Annotated in this window: 19 protein-coding genes and 2 riboswitches; of the genes, 6 read left to right on the forward strand and 13 right to left on the reverse strand. The window is 67.9% G+C overall.

Going from position 1 to position 22,753, the window contains the following annotated elements:
- Positions 1 to 16: 16 nt before the first annotated feature.
- Positions 17 to 919, reverse strand: a complete 903-nt coding sequence (gene mmsB / locus AC1D2F_RS07770; protein WP_229993755.1) for a 3-hydroxyisobutyrate dehydrogenase — start codon at positions 917 to 919, stop codon at positions 17 to 19.
- Between the two features lie 203 nt (positions 920 to 1,122).
- On the opposite strand from mmsB, the gene AC1D2F_RS07775 reads away from it, so the two are divergent.
- On the forward strand, positions 1,123 to 2,022 hold the full coding sequence (locus tag AC1D2F_RS07775) for a LysR family transcriptional regulator (RefSeq protein WP_229993787.1): 900 nt from the start codon (positions 1,123 to 1,125) through the stop codon (positions 2,020 to 2,022).
- Positions 2,023 to 2,113: 91 nt separating this feature from the next.
- Here the strand turns inward: AC1D2F_RS07775 and AC1D2F_RS07780 are convergent, their stop codons facing one another.
- From AC1D2F_RS07780 to AC1D2F_RS07790, 3 genes are all read right to left on the reverse strand, one after another.
- A complete protein-coding gene (locus tag AC1D2F_RS07780; protein WP_229993756.1) occupies positions 2,114 to 3,493 on the reverse strand; it encodes an MFS transporter in 1,380 nt (459 codons plus the stop codon).
- 166 nt (positions 3,494 to 3,659) lie between these two features.
- Positions 3,660 to 4,799 carry a homoserine O-acetyltransferase MetX gene (gene metX, locus AC1D2F_RS07785; protein ID WP_229993757.1) on the reverse strand — a complete coding sequence of 380 codons (1,140 nt, stop codon included), beginning with the start codon at positions 4,797 to 4,799 and terminating at the stop codon, positions 3,660 to 3,662.
- A gap of 11 nt (positions 4,800 to 4,810) precedes the next feature.
- Positions 4,811 to 4,926: riboswitch (SAM riboswitch) on the reverse strand.
- Positions 4,927 to 5,041: 115 nt separating this feature from the next.
- Positions 5,042 to 6,358, reverse strand: coding sequence for a bifunctional o-acetylhomoserine/o-acetylserine sulfhydrylase (locus AC1D2F_RS07790; RefSeq protein WP_476966504.1), 1,317 nt, complete (start codon positions 6,356 to 6,358; stop codon positions 5,042 to 5,044).
- Between the two features lie 62 nt (positions 6,359 to 6,420).
- Positions 6,421 to 6,536: riboswitch (SAM riboswitch) on the reverse strand.
- A gap of 170 nt (positions 6,537 to 6,706) precedes the next feature.
- Here AC1D2F_RS07790 and AC1D2F_RS07795 point away from each other — a divergent pair.
- Entirely contained in the window at positions 6,707 to 7,345 is a 639-nt protein-coding gene (locus tag AC1D2F_RS07795; RefSeq protein WP_229993759.1) for a VOC family protein, read from the forward strand.
- A 97-nt stretch (positions 7,346 to 7,442) separates the two neighbouring features.
- Here the strand turns inward: AC1D2F_RS07795 and AC1D2F_RS07800 are convergent, their stop codons facing one another.
- A complete protein-coding gene (locus tag AC1D2F_RS07800) occupies positions 7,443 to 8,210 on the reverse strand; it encodes a CPBP family intramembrane glutamic endopeptidase (RefSeq protein WP_229993760.1) in 768 nt (255 codons plus the stop codon).
- Between the two features lie 100 nt (positions 8,211 to 8,310).
- Between AC1D2F_RS07800 and AC1D2F_RS07805 the strand changes: the two genes are divergently transcribed.
- Positions 8,311 to 8,991, forward strand: coding sequence for a histidine phosphatase family protein (locus AC1D2F_RS07805; protein ID WP_229993761.1), 681 nt, complete (start codon positions 8,311 to 8,313; stop codon positions 8,989 to 8,991).
- 47 nt (positions 8,992 to 9,038) lie between these two features.
- On the opposite strand, the gene AC1D2F_RS07810 is transcribed toward AC1D2F_RS07805, so the two are convergent.
- From AC1D2F_RS07810 to tdh, 4 genes are all read right to left on the reverse strand, one after another.
- Positions 9,039 to 10,268, reverse strand: coding sequence for an amidohydrolase family protein (locus AC1D2F_RS07810; protein WP_229993762.1), 1,230 nt, complete (start codon positions 10,266 to 10,268; stop codon positions 9,039 to 9,041).
- A gap of 11 nt (positions 10,269 to 10,279) precedes the next feature.
- Positions 10,280 to 11,422 carry an NAD(P)/FAD-dependent oxidoreductase gene (locus AC1D2F_RS07815; RefSeq protein ID WP_364747319.1) on the reverse strand — a complete coding sequence of 381 codons (1,143 nt, stop codon included), beginning with the start codon at positions 11,420 to 11,422 and terminating at the stop codon, positions 10,280 to 10,282.
- Positions 11,423 to 11,811: 389 nt separating this feature from the next.
- A complete protein-coding gene (locus AC1D2F_RS07820; protein WP_229993764.1) occupies positions 11,812 to 13,023 on the reverse strand; it encodes a glycine C-acetyltransferase in 1,212 nt (403 codons plus the stop codon).
- An 88-nt stretch (positions 13,024 to 13,111) separates the two neighbouring features.
- Positions 13,112 to 14,158, reverse strand: a complete 1,047-nt coding sequence (tdh, locus tag AC1D2F_RS07825; RefSeq protein ID WP_229993765.1) for an L-threonine 3-dehydrogenase — start codon at positions 14,156 to 14,158, stop codon at positions 13,112 to 13,114.
- A gap of 122 nt (positions 14,159 to 14,280) precedes the next feature.
- On the opposite strand from tdh, the gene AC1D2F_RS07830 reads away from it, so the two are divergent.
- Positions 14,281 to 15,189 carry a LysR family transcriptional regulator gene (locus AC1D2F_RS07830; RefSeq protein WP_229993766.1) on the forward strand — a complete coding sequence of 303 codons (909 nt, stop codon included), beginning with the start codon at positions 14,281 to 14,283 and terminating at the stop codon, positions 15,187 to 15,189.
- A gap of 3 nt (positions 15,190 to 15,192) precedes the next feature.
- On the opposite strand, the gene gatB is transcribed toward AC1D2F_RS07830, so the two are convergent.
- From gatB to AC1D2F_RS07850, 4 genes are all read right to left on the reverse strand, one after another.
- Positions 15,193 to 16,698, reverse strand: coding sequence for an Asp-tRNA(Asn)/Glu-tRNA(Gln) amidotransferase subunit GatB (gatB, locus tag AC1D2F_RS07835; RefSeq protein WP_229993767.1), 1,506 nt, complete (start codon positions 16,696 to 16,698; stop codon positions 15,193 to 15,195).
- Entirely contained in the window at positions 16,698 to 18,251 is a 1,554-nt protein-coding gene (gene gatA / locus AC1D2F_RS07840) for an Asp-tRNA(Asn)/Glu-tRNA(Gln) amidotransferase subunit GatA (protein WP_229993768.1), read from the reverse strand. Before gatA ends, gatB begins: the two co-directional genes overlap by 1 nt.
- A gap of 4 nt (positions 18,252 to 18,255) precedes the next feature.
- Positions 18,256 to 18,552 (reverse strand): Asp-tRNA(Asn)/Glu-tRNA(Gln) amidotransferase subunit GatC, encoded by a 297-nt coding sequence (gene gatC, locus AC1D2F_RS07845; protein WP_026537696.1) that lies wholly within the window; start codon positions 18,550 to 18,552, stop codon positions 18,256 to 18,258.
- Positions 18,553 to 18,692: 140 nt separating this feature from the next.
- Entirely contained in the window at positions 18,693 to 20,177 is a 1,485-nt protein-coding gene (locus AC1D2F_RS07850; protein ID WP_229993769.1) for a CitMHS family transporter, read from the reverse strand.
- A 169-nt stretch (positions 20,178 to 20,346) separates the two neighbouring features.
- On the opposite strand from AC1D2F_RS07850, the gene AC1D2F_RS07855 reads away from it, so the two are divergent.
- On the forward strand, positions 20,347 to 22,086 hold the full coding sequence (locus tag AC1D2F_RS07855) for a sensor histidine kinase (protein ID WP_364747314.1): 1,740 nt from the start codon (positions 20,347 to 20,349) through the stop codon (positions 22,084 to 22,086).
- Entirely contained in the window at positions 22,079 to 22,750 is a 672-nt protein-coding gene (locus AC1D2F_RS07860; RefSeq protein ID WP_229993771.1) for a response regulator, read from the forward strand. The genes AC1D2F_RS07855 and AC1D2F_RS07860 overlap by 8 nt, the downstream gene beginning before the upstream one ends.
- The last annotated feature ends 3 nt before the right edge of the window (positions 22,751 to 22,753 follow it).

Raw genomic sequence — 22,753 nt, forward strand, 5'->3', positions numbered from 1 at the left:
CTGTTGGGCAGGGCGCCTAGTTGGCGGGGTCGAGCGTGCCGTCGACGAGCTTGACGATCATCGAGCAGTCCTGGCCGGATTGGCCGGAGTCGATGAGCCGCTGGAAGAGCTGCTGGACGTGCTCGCCGATTTCCAGCGGGGTGCCGGTGTCGCGCGCGGCGCTGATGGCCAGGCCAATGTCTTTGTTGGCCAGCTCCGTGGTGAAGGTCGGGGCGAAGTCGTTGTTGGATGCCGCGGTGGGCACGACACCGGCCACGGGGTACCAGGTGCGCAGCGCCCAGCTGTCGCCGGAGGAGACCGACGCGATGTCCCAGAAGACCTGCTTGTCCAGGCCGAGGCGGTCGGCGAGGACTGCGCCCTCGGCGGTGGAGGCGAGGTTGATGAAGAGCATGAGGTTGTTGCAGATCTTCGCGGCCTGGCCGGTGGTGGCGCCGCCGGTGGGGATGATGTTCGCCGCCATGGGTCGGATGTATTCGGTGGCCTCGGCAACCGCGCCGGCCTCGCCGCCGATCATGAACGTCAAGGTGGCGGCCTTTGCGCCGCTCATGCCGCCCGAGACGGGCGCGTCGACAAAGCGGAAGCCGGCGGCAGCGGCGGCGTCGTGCAGGGCCTGCGCGGAGGCAATATCGATCGTGGAGGAATCCACCAGCAGGGTCCGGGTGTCCGCGTGGGCCAGGACGCCGTCCTCGCCCAGATACACGGCGCGGGCGTGCTCGCCCTTGGGGAGCATGGTGAAGACGACGTCGGCGCCGTCGACGGCCTCGGCGATGCTGCCTGCGGCCTTGACTCCCCCGGCCTCGGCGGCAGCAACGGCTGCGGTGTTGAGATCGAAGCCGCGGACCTCATGTCCGGCGTTCGAGAGGTTGACGGACATGGACCCGCCCATGTTTCCGAGTCCGATCCAGGCGATGACTGCCATGGCTTAAGCTCCTTTGCTTGATGTGCTGCCGGGCGCTCCGGGCTGAAAGCCGAAACCCCGGCATCCCTGTGTCCACCATCACACCCCTGATAGAGTGCAATCAAGGGAAAAAATCACAGATGCCATGTGCACAAATGCACACTGGCGGCGCTGCCTACCCATATCCGTTGACGACACTCGCTGAAGAGGGGACAAAAGTGGACCTGCGCCGGCTTCCGAGCCCCGATGACCTGCTGATCCTGCTGACCGTGGCGCGGTTGGGCCGGTTCAACGCGGTGGCGGAGACGCTCGGCACCACGCACACCACCATCTCCCGCCGCGTCCTGGCCCTGGACAAGCAGCTCGGCGGCCGGACGCTGGAACGCAGCCCGCACGGCTGGGAGCTGACCGAGCTCGGCAGCCAGGCCGTCGCGGCCGCGGAGGCCATCGAGGGCACTCTCGGTGCCCTGTCCAGCAGCATTGCCCGCTCCGGCGACGTGGTCTCCGGCCTTGTCCGGATCAGCACCCCGGACGGCTTCGGCGCCGAATTCCTGGCCCCGGCCCTCGTGCGGCTGCAGCGGGCGAATCCGCTGCTCAACGTTGAGCTGCTCAGCGCCACACGCAAGGTGAGCCAAAACCGCTCCGGCGTGGACCTGGAAGTGGTGGTGGGCAACATGGACACCGCAAACGCCCAGGCCATCTTCCTGAGCAACTATTTCCTCAGGCTGTACGCCAGTCCCGGATATGCCCAGGAGCACGGGCTTCCGGCAACGCTCGACGACGTCCGCCAGCACGGCTTTGTCTCCTACGTGGAATCGGCGCTCCAGGTGGCCGAGCTGGGGCACCGCTCCACGCAGCTGCCGGTGCCGCGGTCCAGCTTCCAGGCCACAAGCGTCTTCGCCCAGCTCGAAGCCGTCCGGCGGGGCGCCGGGATAGGCCTGCTCCCCAACTTCCTGGTGGCCGGAAGCCCCGATTTCCTGCCCGTCCTGCCGGACGACTTCCAGCGCCAGCTGCCCATCTGGGCAGTGGCCAGGCCCGAGTCGCTGCGTTCCGCCCCCGTCCGTGCCGTGCTGGAGGCGATCCGGACCGAGATTGCCGACCGCCAGGCGGTCCTGGCGGGCTGAGCCGCCCTGGCGGGCTGAGCCTGCCGGCACACACGGCAACAGCCCGGGCCCCGCAGTGCGGGACCCGGGCTGTTGCCGTGTTAGTCCGTTGTTACTTCTTGGAGGCGGCGAGGAGATCGGCCGTGCCACGGGCATCGGCGGCGTCGACGTCGCGCAGGGAGATGCCGCGGGTTTCCTTGAGGAAGAACACGGCCACCATCGTGACCACACAGGCGCCGAGGAGGTAAATCGCCACCGGCGTGGAGGACTTGTACTGGCTCAGCAAGGCGACGGCGATGATCGGAGCCAGCGAACCGGCCACAATCGAGGTGACTTGGTAGCCCAGCGAGACACCGGAGTAGCGCATCCGGGTCGGGAACATTTCGGCCATGAGTGCCGGCTGGCCGGCGTACATGAGCGCGTGGAACAGCAGACCGATGGTGATCGCGGCCAAGATGACGAGGTCGTTCTTGGTGTCCATCATCGGGAAGGCGAAGAAGCCCCACGTGCCGCCGAGGACAGCGCCGGCCATGTAGACCGGTTTGCGGCCGACGTTGTCCGAGAGCTTGCCGACCATCGGGATCACGGCGAAGTGGACCAGGTGCGCAACGAGCAGCAGCAGCAGGATCCGCGAGGTGTCCGTCTGGACAATCACCTTCAGGTAGGTAATGGAGAAGGTGACCACAAGATAGTAGAGGATGTTCTCCGCGAAGCGCAGACCCATGGCGGTGAAGACGCCGCGCGGGTAGCGGCGGAAGACTTCGGCGACGCCGTAGCCCTTGTTCTCAACGGTGACCTCTTTGCGGGCCTCCAGGAAGATCGGGGCGTCCTGGACCTTAGTGCGGATGTAGTAGCCGACGATCACGATCACAGCAGAGAGCCAGAAGGCCACACGCCAGCCCCAGCTGAGGAACTCGGCGGAGGACAGCGTGGCGGACAGGGTGAACAGCACACCGGTGGCCAGCAGGTTGCCCATCGGAACCGCCGACTGCGGCCAGCTTGACCAGAATCCGCGGGACTTGCTCGGGCTGTGCTCGGCAACGAGGAGGACTGCGCCGCCCCACTCACCGCCGACGGCGAAGCCCTGGACGAAGCGCAGGAAGACCAGCAGGGCCGGGGCCCAGTAGCCGATCTGCTGGAAAGTCGGCAGGCAGCCCATCGCGAAGGTGGCAACGCCGACAAGGATGATGCTCAGCTGGAGCAGTTTCTTACGGCCGAACTTGTCGCCGAAGTGGCCGAAGACGATGCCACCGATGGGGCGGGCAACAAAGCCGACCGCATAGGTGACGAACGCGGCAATGATGCCGTCCAATTCCGAACCGGTATTGGGAAAGAACAGCTTGCCGAAGACAAGGGTGGCGGCGGAGGCATAGAGGAAGAATTCGTACCACTCAACCACCGTGCCGGCCATGGAGGCCGTGACTACCTTCTTCAGGCCGGACGATTTGACGTCCGTTTCTTCAGCGCGCCTCGCGGCGTTTTCCGTACTCATCGTGACTCCTTCGGTGTCTCCGTCGACACCCTGTGGACCATTGGGCTGAGGACGCCCGTGATGTAGGGCACATGGCGTCATTCCCCATGAGTATGGACGCTCCCGCCCTGAGCATCAACGGCCATTAGTGCAGAGCGCGTCTGCAAAAATGCACAACCGATGTGGTCTAGTGGCCGAAGAAGGCCTCACGCAGCTGGGCGCTGAGCTGGCCGATTTCGGTCAGGAAGCCGTCATGGCCGATCGGCGCTTCAATGATGTGCAGTTCGGGGCCGCCCGGCAAGGCCTCGGCCAGTTGACGGGACTGGGCCGGGAAATACAGGCGGTCCGAGTCCACCGCCGCCACCAGGAACTCTGCGGTGGCCGGGGCCAGGGCCTCCCCGAGGCTGCCGCGCCCCCGGCAGACATCGTGGCTCATGAGGGCTTCGGTGATGGCGATGTAGCTGTTCGCGTCAAAGCGCCGGACCAGTTTGCTGCCCTGGTGGTCCAGGTAGCTTTCCACCTGGTAGCGCCCGCGTCCGGCCAGCGACCCGGCTTCCAGGGTCGCCTCGGACTCCTGGGCGTTCCGGCCAAACCGGCCGTCCAGTTCGGCCGCCGATCGGTAGGTGATGTGCGCGATGCGGCGGGCGAGGGCGAGACCTGCTTCGGGTTCCGGGCCGCCGTAGTAATTTCCGCCGTTGAAATGGGGGTCCTGGCGGATGGCCAGGGTCTGGGCCTGCGCGAAGGCAATCTGTTCGGCCGTGCTGCTGGCGCCGACGGAAATCACGGCGCAGCGCCGGACCCGGCCGGGGAACGTGACGGCCCATTCGAGTGCGCGCGCGCCGCCGAGTGAGCCGCCCAGCACGGCATACCAGCTGCCGATGCCCAGGGCGTCGGCCAGCCGCGCCTCGGCGGCGGCGGTGTCCCGCAGGGTGACGAGCGGGAACCGCGATCCCCAGGGGCGCCCGTCGGGGGCCGGGGTGGAGGGTCCCGTGGAACCGTGGCAGCCGCCCAGGATGTTGATTGAAACGACGAAGTACTTGTCAGTGTCCACGGGAGCCCCGGGTCCGGCGAGCTGTTCCCACCAGCCGGGTTCCTCGCTGTCGCCGCGGGTCACGTGCGTGTCGCCGGTCAGGGCGTGTTCTATGAGGACGGCGTTGGAGGCGTCCGCGTTCAGGGTCCCCCACGTCTCGTAGGCGAGGACCACATCGGGCAGCGGAATCCCTGATTCGAGCTGCAGGTCGCCGATCCGGACGTACTGGACGGTCCCGTCCGGGTTGCGGGATGGCTTGGTTTCGGGAGCACCCGTGCGGGTGACGGCAATCGTCATGTGAGGACCTATCTTCGCGCTTGCCTGCCGTCAGCTGACCGGCAGGCCAGGTCTTCACCCGGGGCACCCCGCCGCAATAGGAGGGTTGCCGGCCAGCAAGCCGGGGCTGTCACTGGCACTCATGACCTGGTACGAGTCTACGAAACAGGGGGCGGAAATCACGAAGATTGTGACTTCCATGTGACAGCCCGGCGGCCGGCCGTCCCGTCGAGGGGACACCGGCCGCCGGCCGCCCTGCTTGCCTAGGCGCCCTTGGCCGCGCGGAATCCGGCGTCGAGGTCCGCGAGGATGTCGTCGATGTGTTCCAGGCCCACCGAAAGCCGCACCAGCCCGGGATTGACGCCGGCGATCGCCTGCTGTTCGGGCGAGAGCTGGCTGTGGGTGGTCGACGCCGGGTGGATTACCAGGGAACGGACATCGCCGATGTTCGCGACGTGCGAGTGCAGTTCGAGCGCATCGGCGAACCGCTTGCCGGCCTCGGCTCCCCCGGCGATGTTGAACGCCACGACGGCGCCGGTCCCCTTGGGCCCGTACTTGCGGCCTCGCTCGTACCAGGGGCTGGACGGCAGCCCGGCGTAGGCGACCGATTCGACGTCGTCCCTTGCCTCCAGCCAGTGCGCCACCTTGGTGGCGTTGGCCACGTGGCGTTCGACCCGCAGGCTCAGCGTTTCGATGCCCTGGGCGATGAGGAAGGCGTTGAACGGGGAAACGGCGGAGCCGAGGTCGCGCAGGAGCTGGACGCGGGCCTTGAGGATGTAGGAAAGGTTCGCGCCCAGCGCCCCCTCCGCACCGAGATCGCGGGCGTAAACCAGGCCGTTGTAGGTAGGGTCCGGGGTGTTGAAACCGGGGAACCGCTCCGGGTCCTTGCCGAAGTCGAAGTTGCCGGAGTCCACGATCACGCCGGCGATCGCGGCGCCATGGCCGCCGAGGTACTTGGTGGCGGAGTGGACCACGATGTCCGCGCCCCACTCGATGGGCCGGATCAGGTACGGGGTGGAGAGCGTGTTGTCGACGATCAGCGGCACCCCGGCCTCGTGCGCCACATCGGAGATGCCCTCGATGTCCAGGACGTCCTGGCGGGGGTTGGAGACCACTTCGCCGAAGAACAGCTTGGTGTTGGACCGGACGGCGTCCCGCCACTGGTCCAGGTTGTCCGGGTCCTCCACGAAGGTCACGGAGATGCCGAATTTCTTCAGCGTGTGGGCGAGCAGGTTGTAGGTTCCGCCGTAGAGGCTGGGGCTGGCCACCACATGGTCCCCGGCCTCGGCGACGTTGAGGATCGCGAAGGTCTCCGCGGCCTGGCCGGAGCTGAGCAGCAGGGCCGCGAGGCCGCCTTCCAGGCTGGCCACGCGCTGCTCGACGGCGTCCTGCGTGGGGTTGCCGATCCGGGTGTAGATGGGGGCGAGTTCGGCGAGTGCGAAGCGGTTGGCGGCGCTTTCGGCGCTGGGGAACACGAACGACGTCGTCTGGTAGATGGGCAGGGACCGCGCGCCGGTGGCGCTGTCCGGCTCCTGGCCGGCGTGGATCTGGCGGGTTTCGAAGGACCAGGCGTTGGACATTGATGCTCCTCAAAGGGACCGGGCACAGCACCGGCCAGGGCTTTGGGCCCGGACCGGCACAGGCGCCGCGCTTGCCCTCCGGCGGGCGCCGGACGGCCAGGTCTTCACCCGGGGCACCCCACCGCGATACGAGGGTTGCCGGCCAGCAAGCCGGGGCTGTGCGCTGGCACTCATGACCTGGCTTCAGTGTAGGAATGGCGGCGGAGCCCTGGATAGCTTTGTGACGAAGATGAAGACGGTTGCCGTGGCGGCGCCTCGCGGGACACCGCGCCTGCCGCCGTCGGACATCCCATGACGGTTAGGGGAACCTAAGCTGAGAGGTCCATCACAAAGTGCCAAGATGATGGCATGCGCATGGATCACGTCTCTTACGCCTGTGAACACGATGGCTTGGCAGCCACCACTGAACGTATTGCGTCTGCCCTCGGCGTTGAAGCCGTGAAGGGTGGAGTGCACCCCCGTTTCGGGACACGCAACATGATTATCCCGCTCGCGGGACACAAGTACCTGGAAGTCGTGGAGGTCCTGAACCACCCGGCATCGGACAAGGCCCCGTTCGGCCAGGCAGTCCGGGCACGCTCGGAAGCGGGCGGCGGCTGGATGGGCTGGTGCGTCGAGGTTGACGATCTCGCCCCGTTCGAGGAGCGGCTGGGCCGCGCGGCCGTCAACGGCAACCGGAAGTTTCCGGACGGCCGCGAACTGGTCTGGAAGCAGATCGGCATCCTGGGGCTCATCGCGGACCCCCAAGTGCCCTACATGCTCAAATGGGAGGGCGACCCGGAGCTGCACCCGTCCAACGCCTACGCGAGCGAAGTCAAGATGTCCGCACTGACCATTGCCGGTTCGGCAGCGCGCGTGACGGAATGGCTGGGCGAGCCGGTTGAAAAGCCGCTGGAAGACGTCGCCGTGAACTGGATCGCGCCGCACGGTACTCCGGGCATCCTCTCTGTCACCTTCGAGACAGCCTCCGGAGCGGTCACGATCTAACGCTCCACCTGCCCCACGCTTCGGCCGCCATCTCTTAGGTGCCAACGATGTCACCTAGGAGATGGCGGCCGAGATCATTTAAAGGCCGGCCAGGTACTCAGCCCAGGCCCACGGCCTTGCCGAACAGACTGAATCCCACGAACGCCACGGTGTCCAGGATGGCGTGGGCGATCACGAGCGGCATCACCCGTTTGGTCCGCGTGTAGACCAGCGCGAAGACGACGCCCATTATCGCGTTGCCGATGAACGGCCCGAACCCCTGGTACAGGTGGTAGCTGCCGCGGAGCAGGGCGCTGGCGGCGATGGCCGCCGGCATGCCCCAGCCCAGTTTCCCGAGCCGGTCCAGCAGGTAGCCCACCACAATCACTTCCTCCACGATCCCGTGCCGGATCGCGGACAGGACCAGTACCGGCACGGTCCACCAGTACGGGTCCAGCGCGCTGGGGATGATCGACGTCGTGATCCCCAGCGCCCGGCCGGCGGCGTAGAGTCCCAGGGACGGAATGCCGATGAGCGCGGCGAGCCCCAGCCCCTGCAGGAGGTCCTTGCCGGGCCGGGCGAAGTCGAAGCCGATCTTTCGGAACGCCGAGGTTCCGCGCTCTCCGGCCGGCCAGTGTTCGGTGAGGAAGTAGATCACGAGGGCCACCGGGACCAGCGCGAAGAAGATGTCCAGCATCTGGTAGGTGAGGTCGAAGTATTCGCGCGGGCTCTGCGAACGGTTCAGCGTGGACGTCCCCTGGGCCAGTGGCGCCGTGGTCATCTTGTCCAGCAACTGCACCAGGGAGTAGACCGCGGACTGCCCCAGCGACAGGCCCAGGACAATCAACATTTCGAACCGCAGCCGACGGCGGGAGGGAACCAACATGTTCCTATCTTGCCTGCAGTTGCCGATTGTTTGCTGGTGCCCGCGTGGTGCCGGCCGCGCCGGTGCCACCGGCTTTTTGGGAGCCCTATGCTTGGGGATTATGAGTGCGCCCCGGAAAATCATCATGATCCGGCACGGCCAGTCTGCCGCCAATGCCGATACCTCGATCTACAACCGTGTTCCGGACTACCGGATCCCGTTGACACCCCTGGGCCTGGAGCAGGCCACCGCGGCCGGGGAGGAGGTCCGGCGCCAGCTGGGCGGCCGTCCGGTGTGCGTCTACGTCTCCCCGTACCTGCGCGCCTACCAGACCCTCGAGGCGCTCAACCTCGGTCCCCTCGTGGAGCGGGTGATCGAGGAACCGCGCCTGCGCGAACAGGACTGGGCCAACTTTCAGATCGCCGGCGACATCGAGGACCAGAAGGAGCTCCGCAACGCCTACGGGCACTTCTTCTACCGCTTCCGCGAGGGCGAGTCCGGTTCGGATGTGTACGACAGGATTTCCTCCTTCATGGAAACCCTGCACCGGCACTGGTCGAAGCCCAGCTATGCCCCGAACGCACTGTTCGTGACGCACGGGCTGACCATGCGGCTGTTCTGCATGCGCTGGTTCCACTGGTCCGTGGAATATTTTGAGTCCTTGAACAACCCGGAAAACGCCGAGGTCCGCACCCTGCTGCGCACCTCGCGCGGCAAGTACGAGCTCGACAAGCCGTTCACGCAGTGGGAGGAGAGGCGCGTGGACGAGACCGTCCTCGACGCTCCGCCCATGGTGTTCTAACCGGCTCGAGCCGGATCAGAGAGCCGCCTGGCTAACGGACGGCCTGGCTAACGGACCGGCTGCGCTGCGCCGGCCCGCCACACCGCGTGCGTCAGGGGGATGCCGGGCCGGTAGGCCAGGTGCGTGGCGGAAGGCGCGTTGAGCAGGTGCAGGTCCGCGCGGTGTCCGACGGCGATCGAGCCCACCGCGCGTTCGCCGTCGACGTCCCTCCCGGACTCCCGGCCCAGGGCCAGGGCGCCGCCGTAGGTCGCGGCGCGCACCGCCTCATGGACGCTGAGGCGCATCTGCAGCACGGCGGTGGTGACGCAGAAGGCCATGGAGCTCGTGTAGGACGTGCCGGGGTTGCAGTTGGACGCCAGCGCCAGCTGCACGCCGGCGTCGAGCAGCTCCCGGCCGGGGGCCAGCGGCTGCCGGGTGGAAAGATCGCAGGCCGGAAGGCAGGTGGCCACCGTGCCGCGCTGCCCGGCTCCAGGCGTGCCGTTGCCGCCGCCGTCCCAGCCGGACCAGCTGGCGGCGAGCGCGTCGACGTCCGCAGCAGAAAGGTAGTTCACGTGGTCCACGCTCGCGGCGCCGACTTCCACGGCCAGCCGGACGCCGGGACCCTCCCCGAGCTGGTTGCCGTGGACCCGCAGCCCCAGCCCGGCCGCCTTGCAGGCCAGCAGCACCCGGCGGGACTGGTCCTCGTTGAAGGCGCCCTGCTCGCAGAAGACGTCGGCCCAGCGGACGTAGGGCCTGACCGCGGTGAGCATCGGCCCGCAGACCAGCTCGGTGTAGTCCTCTGCGTCTATCCCGGCGGGAACGAGGTGCGCCCCAAGGTAGGTCACCTCGTCCGCCACGGTAGAGGCGATGCGGGCGCTGCGGGCCTCGTTCTCGAGGTCCAGGCCGTAGCCTGTTTTGGTCTCCAGGTAAGTGGTGCCCTGTGACACGGCCTCCGCGACGCGGCCCATCGCCAGCCGGGTGAGGTCGAAGTCGCTCGTGCTCCGGGTGGCACCGGTGGTCACGGCGATCCCGCCGGCGCTGTAGCTCTCCCCCGCCATCCGGGCCTCGAACTCGGCCGTGCGGTCCCCTGCGAAGATCAGGTGCGTGTGCGAATCGACCCAGCCCGGCAGGAGCGCCCGGCCCCCGGCGTCCACGGCTTCGTCGGCCGCCGGAGCGTCCGCCGCGGGGCCGAGCCAGGAAATCCGCTCCCCCTCGATCACCACCGCCGCGTCGCGGAGGACGCGGTGTTCCGCGTCCTGGGTCATCAGTTCGGCGATATTGGTGATGAGGGTGCTCATGGATCCATTCTTCAGCGCCGGATGGACCAGCGGGTTGCGGCCAGCGCCTCCGCTGTCCGGGATGCCGGACTAGCGTCCCGCGCGGAGGGCACAGCCGGGGCAGCTGCGGCTGCGGCTGCGGATCCCTGGCCGGCCAGGATCAGCCCGGCGGCCAGTTCCGCGATGCCGGATGAGGTCTGGAATCCGTACCCGCCCTGGCCGGCGAGCCAGAAGAATCCGGTGGCCTCGGCGTCGAACCCCACCACGGGGACGCCGTCGGCCGCCTCCGTCCGCAGCCCCGTCCAGGCCGTGCGGACGCCCCGGATCCCGAGTGTGGTGATCGTGTTGAGCCGGGCGACGAGCCGTTCGATGTCGCCGGGATAGGGCCGGGCGTCCTCGGGCCCGCTGGGCACGTGTTCGGCGGGCGAGATCAGGACCTGGCCGTCGTCGGGCCGGAAATAGAAGCTGTCATCGGCCGCCGCCACCATCGGGCAGGCCTCCGGGAGGGGATTCTCAACGTCGACGATCGCCGCGGTGCGCCGGTACGGCTGCAGGCCCAGCTTCTCGACGCCGCTGAGGACGGCGAGTTCGTCTGCCCAGGCGCCGGCGGCGTTGACCACGACGGCGGACTGGAAGCCTTCCTGCCCGGCACCCAGTTCCCAGCCGGTGCCGAGCCGCTGGGCCGAATGGACCCTGGCGCCGGTGATGATGTCCACGCCGCCGGCCTCGGCACGGCGCCGGTGGTCCTCGAGCAGGACGGGGGCGTTGCAGGCGAAGGATCCCGTGTCCAGGCCGGCGGCGCTGAAGGATTCCGGGACAAGGGCGGGGCACAGCTCCAGCGCCTCGGCGTGGGTGATGGGGCGCATGTGGCCGCTGGCCTCCGCCCGGACGGTGGCGTCGTCCCCGATCAGCATGAAGCTGCGCGGCGTGAGCACCGGTTCCGGACGTTCGGCGTCCTGGGCCGCGATGAGGTCCAGGGTCCGGACGGTCAGTTCCTGGACCACGGGCGGGCCGTAGCTGGGAATCAGTTGCCGGGCCGAGCGGGCCGAGGTGTGGTAGGCCAGGGTCTGCTCGGCTTCGATCAGGGCCACGCTGCATTGCCCGGCCAGGGTGGAGGCAAGGGACAGGCCGGCGATACCGCCGCCGACAATTACGACATCGTAATGAGCTGACATGGTCCCATCCTTGCAGATTGTGGCGTCAGGCCGCTCCAACACCTGCGCCAGCGCGGCCGCGTGCCGGCCCGGGACATGCCCTTCCCCGGTCCGCACGACTGGACATGTCCCTCGTTGCCGCGTGCCGGCCCGGGACATGCCCTTCCCCGGTCCGCATCGCTGGACATGTCCCTCGTTGCCGCATGCCGGCCCGGGACATGCCCTTCGTTGGTCGTGGCCGTTGGACAAAGTGGCATTATGTCCAGTCCTCGCTGCCGGAGCTGGGCATGTCCCGCGGATAAGCCAGTGGAGGAAGCCTGGATGAACGAGCACGGCCGGGGCAGGCCGGACCCCTGGAGTGAGACCGGACCCCGTGCTGAACTGGGGCCCGGCCTCAGGGATCAGCCGCCCTAGGCTGCGGCCACCGCCGCGCGGCTGCGCACGAATGCCTGGACGCAGGCCTCGACGTCGTCCGTGCTGTGCGCGGCCGAAAGCTGGACGCGGATCCGCGCGGCGCCCTTGGGCACCACTGGGTAGCTGAACGCCGTGACGAAGACGCCGTTGTGGAGCATGGCGTCGGCCACCTTGGCCGCCATGACGGCGTCGCCGAACATTACCGGGACAATCGCGTGCTCGCCGGGGAGCAAGTCGAAGCCTTCCTCGCTCATGCGGTTCCGGAAGAGCTCCGCGTTCGCGAAGAGCTTGCCGCGCAGTTCGCCGGAGTTTTCCACGAGGTCCAAGGCTTTGAGCGTGGCCGCGACGATCGCCGGGGCCAGCGAGTTGGAGAACAGGTACGGGCGGGCCTTCTGGCGGAGCATGGCGATGACTTCACTGCGGCCGGAGACGTAGCCGCCGGACGCGCCGCCGAGTGCCTTGCCGAACGTGCCGGTGTAGATGTCCACGCGGTCTGAGACGCCGGCGTGTTCCGGCGTGCCGGCACCGGTGGCGCCCATGAAGCCCACCGCGTGGGAGTCGTCCACCATGACCAGGGCGTCGTACTTTTCGGCGAGGTCGCAGATCGCTTCGAGCGGGGCCAGGAAGCCGTCCATCGAGAAGACGCCGTCGGTGACGATGATCTTGCGGCGCGCCGGGTTCTCCTGCGTGCTGGCCGCGATCAGCTTCGCCTCAAGGTCCGCCATGTCCTGGTTGGCGTAGCGGAAGCGCTGGGCCTTGCAGAGCCGGATGCCGTCAATGATGGAGGCATGGTTCAGGGCGTCGGAGATGACGGCGTCTTCCGGGCCGAAGAGGGACTCGAACACGCCGCCGTTGGCGTCGAAGCAGCTGGAGAACAGGATGGTGTCTTCAGTGCCGAGGAACGCCGAGACGCGCTGCTCCAGTGCCAGGTGCAGGTCCTGGGTGCCGCAGATGAAGCGCACGCTGGCCATGCCGAAGCCGCGGGTGTCCATCGCGGTCTTCGCCGCGGCAATGATGTCCGGGTGGTCGGCGAGGCCCAGGTAGTTGTTGGCGCAGAAGTTCAGCACGTCGGCGCCGGACTCGCCGATCTGCCCGGCCTTGATGCGGTTGGCCTGCGGCGAGTCGATGTGCCGCTCGGTCTTGAACAGTCCGGCGCTGCGGATCTCATCGAGTTCGTGCTGCAGCTGGTCCTTGATGGCGGAATACATGGGTTGGCTCCTCGGCTGGTTGGATGCGGGGGCAAATGCTGTGCGTGGAAGGCGGTGTCTGGCAGGGGGGTTCTGAAAAGCGGCGGGCCTAGAAAACGGTCCAGTCGAGGACCACCTTGCCGCCGACTCCGGCGCGGGCCACCTCGAAACCCTTTTCCCAGTCGGTGGCCGGCAGCGTGTCCGTGACTACGGCCGAAATGTTCGCGTGCAGGACCGGGTTGGAGGAGAGGATGGCGCTCATCGCGTACCAGGTCTCGAACATTTCGCGGCCGTAGATGCCCTTCATGGTCAGCATGTGCGTGACCACCTTGCCCCAGTTGATGTCGATGGACTGGCTGGGCAGTCCCAGCATTGCGATCCGGCCGCCGTGGTTCATGTTGTCGATCATCTCAGGCAGCGCGGTGGGGTGTCCCGACATTTCCATGCCGATGTCGAAGCCTTCGCGCATGCCGAGTTCGCGCTGGGCGTCCTTGACCCGCATCTTCGAGACGTCGATCGCGAGGTCGACGCCGAGCCTGCGGGCCAGTTCCAGCCGCGGCGCGGAGACGTCGGTGATCGCGATCTTCCGCGCCCCGGCGTGCCGGGCGACGGCGATCGCCATCAGGCCGATGGGCCCGGCCCCGGTGATCAGGACGTCCTCACCGACGAGCGGGAAGCTCAGGGCGGTGTGGACGGCGTTGCCGAAGGGGTCGAAGATGGCGCCGAGTTCCGGCGTGACGGAGGGGTCCTGGTGAACCCAGACGTTGGTCTCGGGGATCACCACGAACTCGGCGAAGGCGCCGTCGCGCTGGACGCCGACGCTGACGGTGTTGATGCACATCTGCCGCCGGCCGGCACGGCAGTTGCGGCAGATGCCGCAGACGATGTGGCCTTCACCGGAGACCCGGTCCCCCACCTTGACGTCCAGGACGTCCTCGCCGGTCTCCACCACCTCGCCGTAGAACTCGTGGCCGGCGATCAGGGGGGCGTTGATGATGCCCTGCGCCCAGGCGTCCCAGGCCTGGATGTGCAGGTCGGTGCCGCAGATGCCGGTGGTCATGACGCGGATCTTGACGTCGCCGGGGCCGGTCTTCGGCTCGGGACGGTCGACGAGCTCGAACCCTGCGTGGGCGCCGGCCTTGTAGAGAGCCTTCATGGGCCTTCCTAACTGTGCTTTTGTGGGACAACTCACCCCATTAGACCCATCAGAAAGCATTAGCACAACCGAATTTTTCTCAATCGACGAATTAGGAAATGCTGTTGCATAGAATGGCTGGCATGGAAATCCACCAGTTGGAGATGCTGCGCGAACTCGGAGCCTTGGGCAGCGTCAAGGCCGTCGCCGAAACCCTCCTCGTGACGCCGTCGGCCGTGTCCCAGCAACTGGCCGCGCTGCAGAAGACCGTTGAGGTGCCGCTGACGCGCAAGGAGGGCCGGAACCTGGTGCTCACGGAGGCCGGCCAGGTCCTGGCGGATGCCGGAGCCGCGGTGGTCAGCGCGATGGCGGATGCGAAGATGGCGATCGGCGCCTACCACGGCTCGCCGGTGGCGCCGGTGACGCTCAGCGGTTTCCACAGTGCCGGGCAGGCCTTGTTCGCGCCGCTGGCCCGGCTCCTGGACGGCCCCGGGCAACCCCGGATCCTACTCTCCGACGAGGACGTCGCCCAGCAGGATTTCCCGGCACTGACGGCCCGCTACGACCTGGTCCTGGCGCACCGGATGGATCACAGCCCGCGCTGGCCCGAGGAACGCGTCGCGGTGATCCCGCTCGCGCACGAGCCGCTGGACGTGGCCCTGCCGGCCGGGCACCGGCTGGCCGGCCAGCCGGCGGTGACCGCCGACGACGTCGTGGGCGAACCGTGGGTGACGAGCCGTGCCGGCTACTCCCCGGCAGACGTGCTGTCCGCCGTCGCGGCGGTCTCCAGCCGTGAGCTGAACATCGTGCACCGTATCAACGACTACTCGACTGTGGCGGCGCTCGTGGCGGCTGGCGGCGTGATCGGGCTGCTGCCGCGGCACACCGCACGGCCGGTGTTGAACCCGGACATTGTGCTGCGGCCGCTGGAGGGCATCAGCACCCGGCGCCGGATCGACCTTCTGGCCAGGCCGGAGAACCTTAAACGCACATCGGTCATGATGGTCTGCGAAGCTCTGCAGACCATCATGACCGATTTAGTGGGCGGCTAGGGGCTAGCCTTCGACGCCGAGGCGTTCCAGGATCAGCTCCTTGACGCGGCCGGCGTCGGCCTGGCCGCGGGTGGCCTTCATGACGGCGCCGACGATCGCGCCGATCGCCTGGATCTTGCCGCCTCGGATCTTGTCCGCGACGCCGGGCTGCGCGGCGAGGGCCGCGTCGATGGCTTCGAGCAGCGGTGCGTCGTCGGAGACCACGGCGAGGCCGCGCTTTTCGACGATTTCCGCCGGGGTGCCTTCGCCGGCGAGCACGCCGTCGAGGACCTCGGTGGCCATCTTGTTGTTGATCTTGCCGTCCTCGACCATCTGGTTCAGTTCCACGATGGTCGCCGGTGCGACGCCGAGCTGGCCGGGATCGACGTCGGCGTTCTTGGCGCGTCCAACGATTTCGCCCATCCACCATTTGCGGGCCACGGTGGCGGTGGCGCCGGCCGCGATGGTTTCCTCGATCTCGTCCATGACGCCGGCGTTGACGACGTCGCGGAACTCCAGGTCCGAGTAGCCCCAGTCGGCCTGGAGGCGCTTGCGGCGGGCGGCCGGCGGCTCGGGCAGGGTGGCCCGGAGTTCCTCGACCCATTCGCGGGACGCGGTGATCGGGACCAGGTCAGGCTCTGGGAAGTAGCGGTAGTCGTCGGCGTCGGACTTGGCCCGGCCCGACGTCGTGGTCCGCGTGTCCTCGTGCCAGTGGCGGGTTTCCTGCGTGACCGGCTCGCCGGAGTCCAGGACGGCGGCGTGCCGCTGGATCTCGTAGCGGACGGCGTGTTCGACGGCGCGCAGCGAGTTGACGTTCTTGGTTTCCGAGCGGATGCCGAAGCGTTCGCGGCCGTGCGGGCGCAGCGAGACGTTGGCGTCGCAGCGGACGTTGCCGCGTTCCATCTTGGCGTCCGAGACCCCGAGGTTCTTGACGATTTCGCGGACCGCGGCCACGTAGGCCTTGGCGAGTTCGGGTGCGCGGCTGCCGGCGCCCTCGATCGGCTTGGTGACGATCTCGACCAGCGGCACGCCGGAGCGGTTGTAGTCCACCAGGGAGTAGTCCGCGCCCTGGATGCGGCCGGTGGCGCCGCCCATGTGGGTCAGCTTGCCGGCGTCCTCCTCCATGTGCGCGCGTTCGATCTCGACGCGGAACATGGTGCCGTCGGAGAGCTCAATGTCCAGGTAGCCGTCGTACGCGATGGGCTCGTCGTACTGGGAAGTCTGGAAATTCTTCGGGGTGTCCGGGTAGAAGTAGTTCTTCCGGGCGAAGCGGCACTTCTCGGCGATCTTGCAGTTCAGCGCCAGGCCGATCTTGATCGAGGACTCGATCGCGGTCTTGTTCACCACCGGCAGCACGCCGGGCATGCCAAGGTCCACCTCGTTGACGTTCGTGTTGGGCTCGTCGCCGAAGACGTTCGGCGCGGAGGAGAACATCTTGGTCTTGGTGTTGAGCTCCACGTGGACCTCGAAGCCCAGGACGGGATCGTACTTCTCCATCGCCTCTTCGAAGCTGAGGGTTGCGTCAGTCATTAGTGTGAACCTCCGTGGCTTGAAACGGCAGCGTCAGTAAGGGAAGGAGCCTTGTCCAGCAGCGGGCCGCCCCACTGCGCCTCGAGCAGGGATTCCAGGACTGCGCCGACGCGGTACAGCCGGGCATCCTGGCGGGCCGGGGCCAGCAGCTGGATGCCGACAGGCAGTCCGTCCTCGTCAGCCAGGCCGCCGGGCAGGGACAGGCCTGGGACGCCTGCCATGTTGGCCGGGATGGTGGCGACGTCGTTGAGGTACATCGCCAGCGGGTCGTTGAGCTTCTCGCCCAGCTTGAACGCCGTGGTCGGCGCCGTCGGGGAAATCAGCACGTCGGCCTTGGCGAACGCGGCCTCGAAGTCGCGCTGGATCAGGGTGCGCACCTTCTGGGCCGAACCGTAGTAGGCGTCGTAATAGCCGGCGCTCAGGGCGTAGGTGCCCAGGATGATGCGGCGCTTGACCTCATCGCCGAAGCCGGCGGCGCGGGTGGCGCCCATGACGCGTTCGATCGTCAGCGGTCCCTCTTCGGGCAGGACCCGCAGGCCGTAGCGGACGCCGTCGAACTTGGCCAGGTTGGAGGAGGCCTCCGAGGGCATGATCAGGTAGTAGGCGCCCAGGGCGTACTTGAAGTTGGGGCAGGAGACCTCAACGATCTCGGCGCCCGCGCCCTTGAGCAGCTCGAGGGATTCGTTGAAGCGGTTCTCGACGCCGGCCTGGTAGCCCTCGCCGTGGAGCTCCTTGATGATGCCGATCTTCATGCCCTCGACGTTGCCGGTCCGGGCCGCGGCCACGAGGTCCTCGAGCGGATCCGGCAGCGAGGTGGAATCGCGGGGGTCATGTCCGCCGATCACCTGGTGCAGCAGGGCCGAGTCCAGCACGGTGCGGGACACCGGGCCGATCTGGTCCAGCGAGGAGGCCATGGCGATGGCGCCGTAGCGGGAGACGCCGCCGTACGTGGGCTTGACGCCGACCGTGCCGGTGACGGCGCCGGGCTGGCGGATGGACCCGCCGGTGTCGGTGCCGAGGGCCAGCGGGGCTTCGAAGGCCGCGACGGCGGCAGCGGAACCGCCGCCGGAGCCGCCGGGGATGCGGTCCAGGTCCCACGGGTTGTGCGTGGGGCCGTACGCGGAGTGTTCGGTGGACGAGCCCATCGCGAACTCGTCCAGGTTGGTCTTGCCCAGGATCGGCATCTTGGCGGCGCGCAGGCGCTCGACCACCGTGGCGTCGTAGGGGCTGTTCCAGCCTTCGAGGATCTTCGAGCCGGCCGTGGTGGGCTGCCCGATCGTGACAATGAGGTCCTTGACGGCGATCGGCACGCCCGCGAGGACATGGAGCTCGGCGGCGGCGGCACCGCCGGCGGCGCGGATCGCGTCCACTTCGGCGGCCACGGCGAGCGCCTCGTCGGCGTTGACGTGAAGGAAGGCGTGGACCTTGCCGTCGACGGCGGCGATGCGGTCCAGGTAGGCCTGGGTGACCTCGACGGCGGTGACCTCCCGGGCGGCCAGCTTCTCGGCGAGCGCCGCGGCGGAGAGGCGGATCAGTTCGTTGTTCTCAGTCATGGTCTTAGTCCTCATCCAGGATTGCCGGGACCTTGAAACGGCCTTCGTACGCGTCGGGGGCACCGGAGAGGGACTGCTCGGCCGTAAACGTGTGGCCCACGACGTCCTCGCGGAACACATTGGTCAGCGGAATCGGGTGGGACGTGGCCGGGACGTCATCACCGGCAGCTTCACTGACGGACTTCACTGAATCCACGATGACGGCGAGTTCGCCGGCCATCCTGTCCAGCTCTTCAGCACTCATCTCGATGTGCGCGAGTTGCGCGAGATGCGCGACGTCGTCGCGGTTGATCGCAGCCATGGATCTCCCCTGCAAGTAAAGGATTATTTTCCGTCCCAGTCTACGTGGGTTGAACTGCTGTTACCGTCGGACGCCGAGACGACAGTTCGCGGCAGTGTTTTGTACAAACACTGCCGCGAACTGTCATCTCGTGGGGTTGGTTAGCCGATGCCGATGGCTCCCGTAAGGACTCCTACTCCGAGCATGACCAGGGAGATCACGGCCGTGCGCCAGAGGACCTTCTTGTGGTGGTCGCCCAGGTCCACCTTGGCGAGGGAGACCAGGAGCAGGATCGCCGGGACCAGGGGGCTCTGCAGGTGGAAGGGCTGGCCGGTGATGGAAGCGCGGGCCATCTCGGCGGCGCTGACGCCGTAGTGGGCCGCCGTCTCGCTAAGGACCGGCAGGACGCCGAAGTAGAAGGCGTCGTTGCTCATGAAGAACGTCATCGGGATGCTCAGGACGCCGGTGATGATGGCCATCAGCGGGCCCATGTCGGACGGGATGATCTGGACCAGCCATTCCGACATTGCCTTGACCATGCCGGTGCCGTTGAGGACGCCGGTCAGGACCGCGGCGGCCATGACCATGCTGACGACGGCGACGATCGAGGGTGCGTGGGCGATCAGCTGGGCGCTCTGGTCCTTGACCTTGGGGAAGTTGACCAGCAGTGCAATGGCGGAGCCCACCATGAAGACGAACGGGAGCGGAATGACGTTGGCGACGAGCGTCACCATGACCGCGGCCGTCAAGCCGAGGTTGAACCAGAACAGCTTGGGACGCAGGGTCTTGCGGTTGGGGTCCAGGGCGGTGTCGGCCATGGCGGAGTCGCGGTCGTCAACCAGGTCCTCGGTGCGCTCAAGCACTGCAACGGAGGAACCGCCGGTTGAGGGGCTTCCGACGGCGGCAATGCCGCCGGCGGGGCCGGAAACCTTGGGGCCAGCGCCCTTGCGGCCGAAGCCAAAGCGGCCGGTGCGGCTGCCGCCGTCGAACGATTCAGCTGAATCCGGGACGCCCCAGATCTCGGGGGCGGTGCTGCGGAGGCGGTTGCGTTCCTGCAGGCCGAGCAGCCAGGAGAAGACCAGCACCACAATGAGTCCTGCGATGAGGGACGGGATCATGGGCACGAAGACGTCGTTGACGTCGAGCTTCAGCGCGGTTGCGGCGCGGGCGGTGGGACCGCCCCAGGGCAGGATGTTCATGGTGCCGTTGGCAAGGCCGGCCACGCAGGTCAGGACCACGGGGCTCATCTTGAGCCGCAGGTAGACCGGCAGCATGGCCGCGGTGGTCAGGATGAAGGTGGTGGAGCCGTCGCCGTCGAGCGAAACAGCTGCTGCGAGGATGGCCGTGCCGAGGACCACCTTGGCGGGGTCGTTGCCGAGCTTGCGCAGAATGAACCGGACCAGCGGGTCAAAGAGCCCGACGTCGATCATCAAACCGAAGTAGATGATCGCGAACATCAGCAGCGCCGCCGTGGAGGTCATGGACTTCATCGAGTCCAGCACCATCGGGCCGATGCCGAGGCCCGCGCCGGCGAAAAGCCCGAAGACTGTGGGGACGATGATGAGCGCCAGCACGGGCGTCAACTTCTTCGTCATGATCAGCACCATGAATACCGCGATCATGGCGAATCCTAGTAATACCAGCACGGCCGGCTCCTTCTTCGTTGAATGACACCACTCCGGTGTGATGCGCACTACAGACGTTAGAGTGGCGCCCGTCACGACTGGGCCTTTGGCTCAATTGATTGGCATACTGCTTATTGGATGCATTTTGCGCATTTTGCTCACGTCCGTTCCAACCCCAGGCAGGAGCCCGATGAAGCGCCGCACAGCTCTGCCGGCCCTGCGCTTTTCGACCCAGACACTGTTATTGCAGCTCGGCGTCGTGGCGCTGGTGGTGTTGCTGAGCAGCGCCGTCCATGCCTGGCTGACCTACGACCGGCTGGGCCGGGAGGCGGAGAACCAGGCGCTGACCCTGGCCCGGACGGTGGCCTCGGACCCGTCCGTGCGGTCGCAGGTCCGGTCCATCAGCGCCCTTCCCGCCGCTCCCCCCGCGGCCGAGCTGTTGTCCGGTCCGTTGATGGCTGCCGCGGAGGGTGCCCGCACCCGCACCGGGGCGCTGTTCGTGGTCATCACGGACGAGACCGGTATCCGGCTGGCGCACCCGGACGCGGAACGGCTGGGTGAAAAGGTCAGCACCGACCCCTCGGAGGCCCTTGCCGGCCGGGAGGTCACCACCCGCAACACGGGCACGCTGGGACCGTCCGCCGGCGCCAAGGTCCCGGTGTACGCCCCGGATTCCGGAGCGGTGGTGGGTGAGGTGAGCGTGGGGTACTCCACCGAAACAATCAGCCAAAGCCTGGCCCGGGACATCATCCCCATCGCCGCCACGGCCGCCGGCGCGCTGCTGGCCGGCGTGCTGGCCTCCTTCCTGCTGCGGCGGCGGCTCCAGCGGCTGACGCTCGGACTGGAGCCCGAGGAGATCAGCACCCTGGTGCACGACCAGGTGGCCGTGTTGCAGGGCGTCGACGACGGCGTGATCGGCGTTGCGGCCGACGGCAGGGTCAGCGTTTTCAACGCCGCTGCCCAGCGGCTCCTCGGCGTCCCCGACCTCGCGGGCACCGCCTGGGCTGCCGCGCCGGTGCCGGCGCAGCTGAAGGCCCTGACCCGGGCCGACGCGGCGGAGGGCGAGGCGGTGGAGCTCGTGGCCGGCGGCCGGGTCCTGGTGGCGAGCGCCCGCAAGGCCCTGCATCGCCGCGAGGACCTGGGCTGGGTGGTGATGCTCCGGGACCGCACCGAGCTGCAGCAGCTGACCCGCCAGCTCGACGCCGTCGGCACCATGTCCGCTGCCCTGCGGGCGCAGCGCCACGAATTTGCCAACCAGCTGCACACGATCGCAGGCTTCATGAGCATCGGCCAGCCCCAGCAGGCGCAGGACTATCTGGCCAAGCTGGCGGGCACCGGGCCGCTGGCGTTCCCGGTGGACCAGGCTGAGCTGCTTCAGGATCCCTACCTGCAGGCCTTCCTGGGCGCCAAGGGCGTCGAGGCGGACGAGCGTGGCGTGAGCCTGCGCCTCGGCCCGGAATCCGTGGTCCGCGGCCACGTCACCGAACCGCAGGACGTCACCACCGTGCTGGGGAACCTGATCGACAACGCCGTGAACGCCGCCGTCGCCGGTTCGGCGGCCGAGCGCTGGGTGGAAGTGGAAGTCCTGGACGAACCGGGCATCAACGGAGGCGCCGGCACACTTCACATTGTGGTGGCGGATTCCGGTGACGGCCTGGGCACCGGACTGACAGCCGCGGAGGCCGAAGGGGTCTTCACGGAAGGCTATACGACCTCGGATCGGCCGGCGCGGGCGGGTGCCGGGCAGGGCCTGGGGCTGGCGCTGTCCCGGCAGCTCGCGCGCCGCCGCGGCGGAGACGTGCGGTTGCTCGAAGCCGGCTCCCCCGGCGGCCCGGGCGCCGTGTTCGTCGCCACCCTGCCGGGAACCACCGAATCCGGGCCAACAATGCCGGGAACCACTGAATCAAGCGGAGAGGACAACGATGTCTGAAGATTTCAGGGTGCTGATTGTCGACGATGATTTCCACGTCGCCAAGCTGCATGCCGCTTACGTGGATTCGGTGGCCGGGTTCCTGGCGCTGCCGCCGGCCGGCTCGGCGTCGCAGGCCCTGCAGGCCATCCACAGCCTGCGCCCGGACCTGGTACTGCTGGACGTCTACCTCCCGGACGCCTCGGGCCTGGACCTGCTGCACCAGCTGGACGTGGACACCGTGGTCCTCAGCGCGGCCTCGGACACGGCCTCGCTGCGCCTGGCGTTCCGTCGCGGGGCACTGGGCTACCTGCTCAAGCCGTTTACGTCCGAATCCCTCTCGCAGCAGCTGCGCTCCTATGCACGCTACCGCCGGATCCTGGCGCAGCCGGGGTCCGTCAGCCAGGAGACGGTGGAGCGCGCCAAACGCGCCCTGATCCCGGGCGACGTGGTCGCCTCGGCGCGTCCCCGTTCGGCCACCGAGGCCGCGGTGCTGGAATCCCTGGTTCCCGGTGAGCAGTATTCGGCCGCCGACGTCGCTGCCCGTGTAGGCGTGTCCCGGGCCACCGCCCAACGGTATCTGTCCGCGCTGGCGGACGACGGGGCCGTCGACATCCAGCTGCGCTACGGCACCACCGGGCGGCCCGAGCACCGCTACGGGATCCCGGCCACGGCCGGCCACTAGCCC

Source organism: Arthrobacter sp. P1_B3 (genome assembly GCF_056406615.1).

What these genes read in the sequence shown, in the direction of transcription:
- mmsB (WP_229993755.1), bottom strand. Translation starts at nt 919, where the DNA reads ATGGCAGTCATCGCCTGGATCGGACTCGGAAACATGGGCGGGTCCATG.
- AC1D2F_RS07780 (WP_229993756.1), bottom strand. Translation starts at nt 3,493, where the DNA reads ATGAGTACGGAAAACGCCGCGAGGCGCGCTGAAGAAACGGACGTCAAA.
- metX (WP_229993757.1), bottom strand. Translation starts at nt 4,799, where the DNA reads ATGACGATTGCCGTCACCCGCACGGGTGCTCCCGAAACCAAGCCATCC.
- AC1D2F_RS07790 (WP_476966504.1), bottom strand. Translation starts at nt 6,358, where the DNA reads ATGTCCAACGCCTGGTCCTTCGAAACCCGCCAGATCCACGCCGGCCAG.
- AC1D2F_RS07795 (WP_229993759.1), top strand. Translation starts at nt 6,707, where the DNA reads ATGCGCATGGATCACGTCTCTTACGCCTGTGAACACGATGGCTTGGCA.
- AC1D2F_RS07800 (WP_229993760.1), bottom strand. Translation starts at nt 8,210, where the DNA reads ATGTTGGTTCCCTCCCGCCGTCGGCTGCGGTTCGAAATGTTGATTGTC.
- AC1D2F_RS07805 (WP_229993761.1), top strand. Translation starts at nt 8,311, where the DNA reads ATGAGTGCGCCCCGGAAAATCATCATGATCCGGCACGGCCAGTCTGCC.
- AC1D2F_RS07810 (WP_229993762.1), bottom strand. Translation starts at nt 10,268, where the DNA reads ATGAGCACCCTCATCACCAATATCGCCGAACTGATGACCCAGGACGCG.
- AC1D2F_RS07815 (WP_364747319.1), bottom strand. Translation starts at nt 11,422, where the DNA reads ATGTCAGCTCATTACGATGTCGTAATTGTCGGCGGCGGTATCGCCGGC.
- AC1D2F_RS07820 (WP_229993764.1), bottom strand. Translation starts at nt 13,023, where the DNA reads ATGTATTCCGCCATCAAGGACCAGCTGCAGCACGAACTCGATGAGATC.
- tdh (WP_229993765.1), bottom strand. Translation starts at nt 14,158, where the DNA reads ATGAAGGCTCTCTACAAGGCCGGCGCCCACGCAGGGTTCGAGCTCGTC.
- AC1D2F_RS07830 (WP_229993766.1), top strand. Translation starts at nt 14,281, where the DNA reads ATGGAAATCCACCAGTTGGAGATGCTGCGCGAACTCGGAGCCTTGGGC.
- gatB (WP_229993767.1), bottom strand. Translation starts at nt 16,698, where the DNA reads ATGACTGACGCAACCCTCAGCTTCGAAGAGGCGATGGAGAAGTACGAT.
- gatA (WP_229993768.1), bottom strand. Translation starts at nt 18,251, where the DNA reads ATGACTGAGAACAACGAACTGATCCGCCTCTCCGCCGCGGCGCTCGCC.
- gatC (WP_026537696.1), bottom strand. Translation starts at nt 18,552, where the DNA reads ATGGCTGCGATCAACCGCGACGACGTCGCGCATCTCGCGCAACTCGCG.
- AC1D2F_RS07855 (WP_364747314.1), top strand. Translation starts at nt 20,347, where the DNA reads ATGAAGCGCCGCACAGCTCTGCCGGCCCTGCGCTTTTCGACCCAGACA.
- AC1D2F_RS07860 (WP_229993771.1), top strand. Translation starts at nt 22,079, where the DNA reads ATGTCTGAAGATTTCAGGGTGCTGATTGTCGACGATGATTTCCACGTC.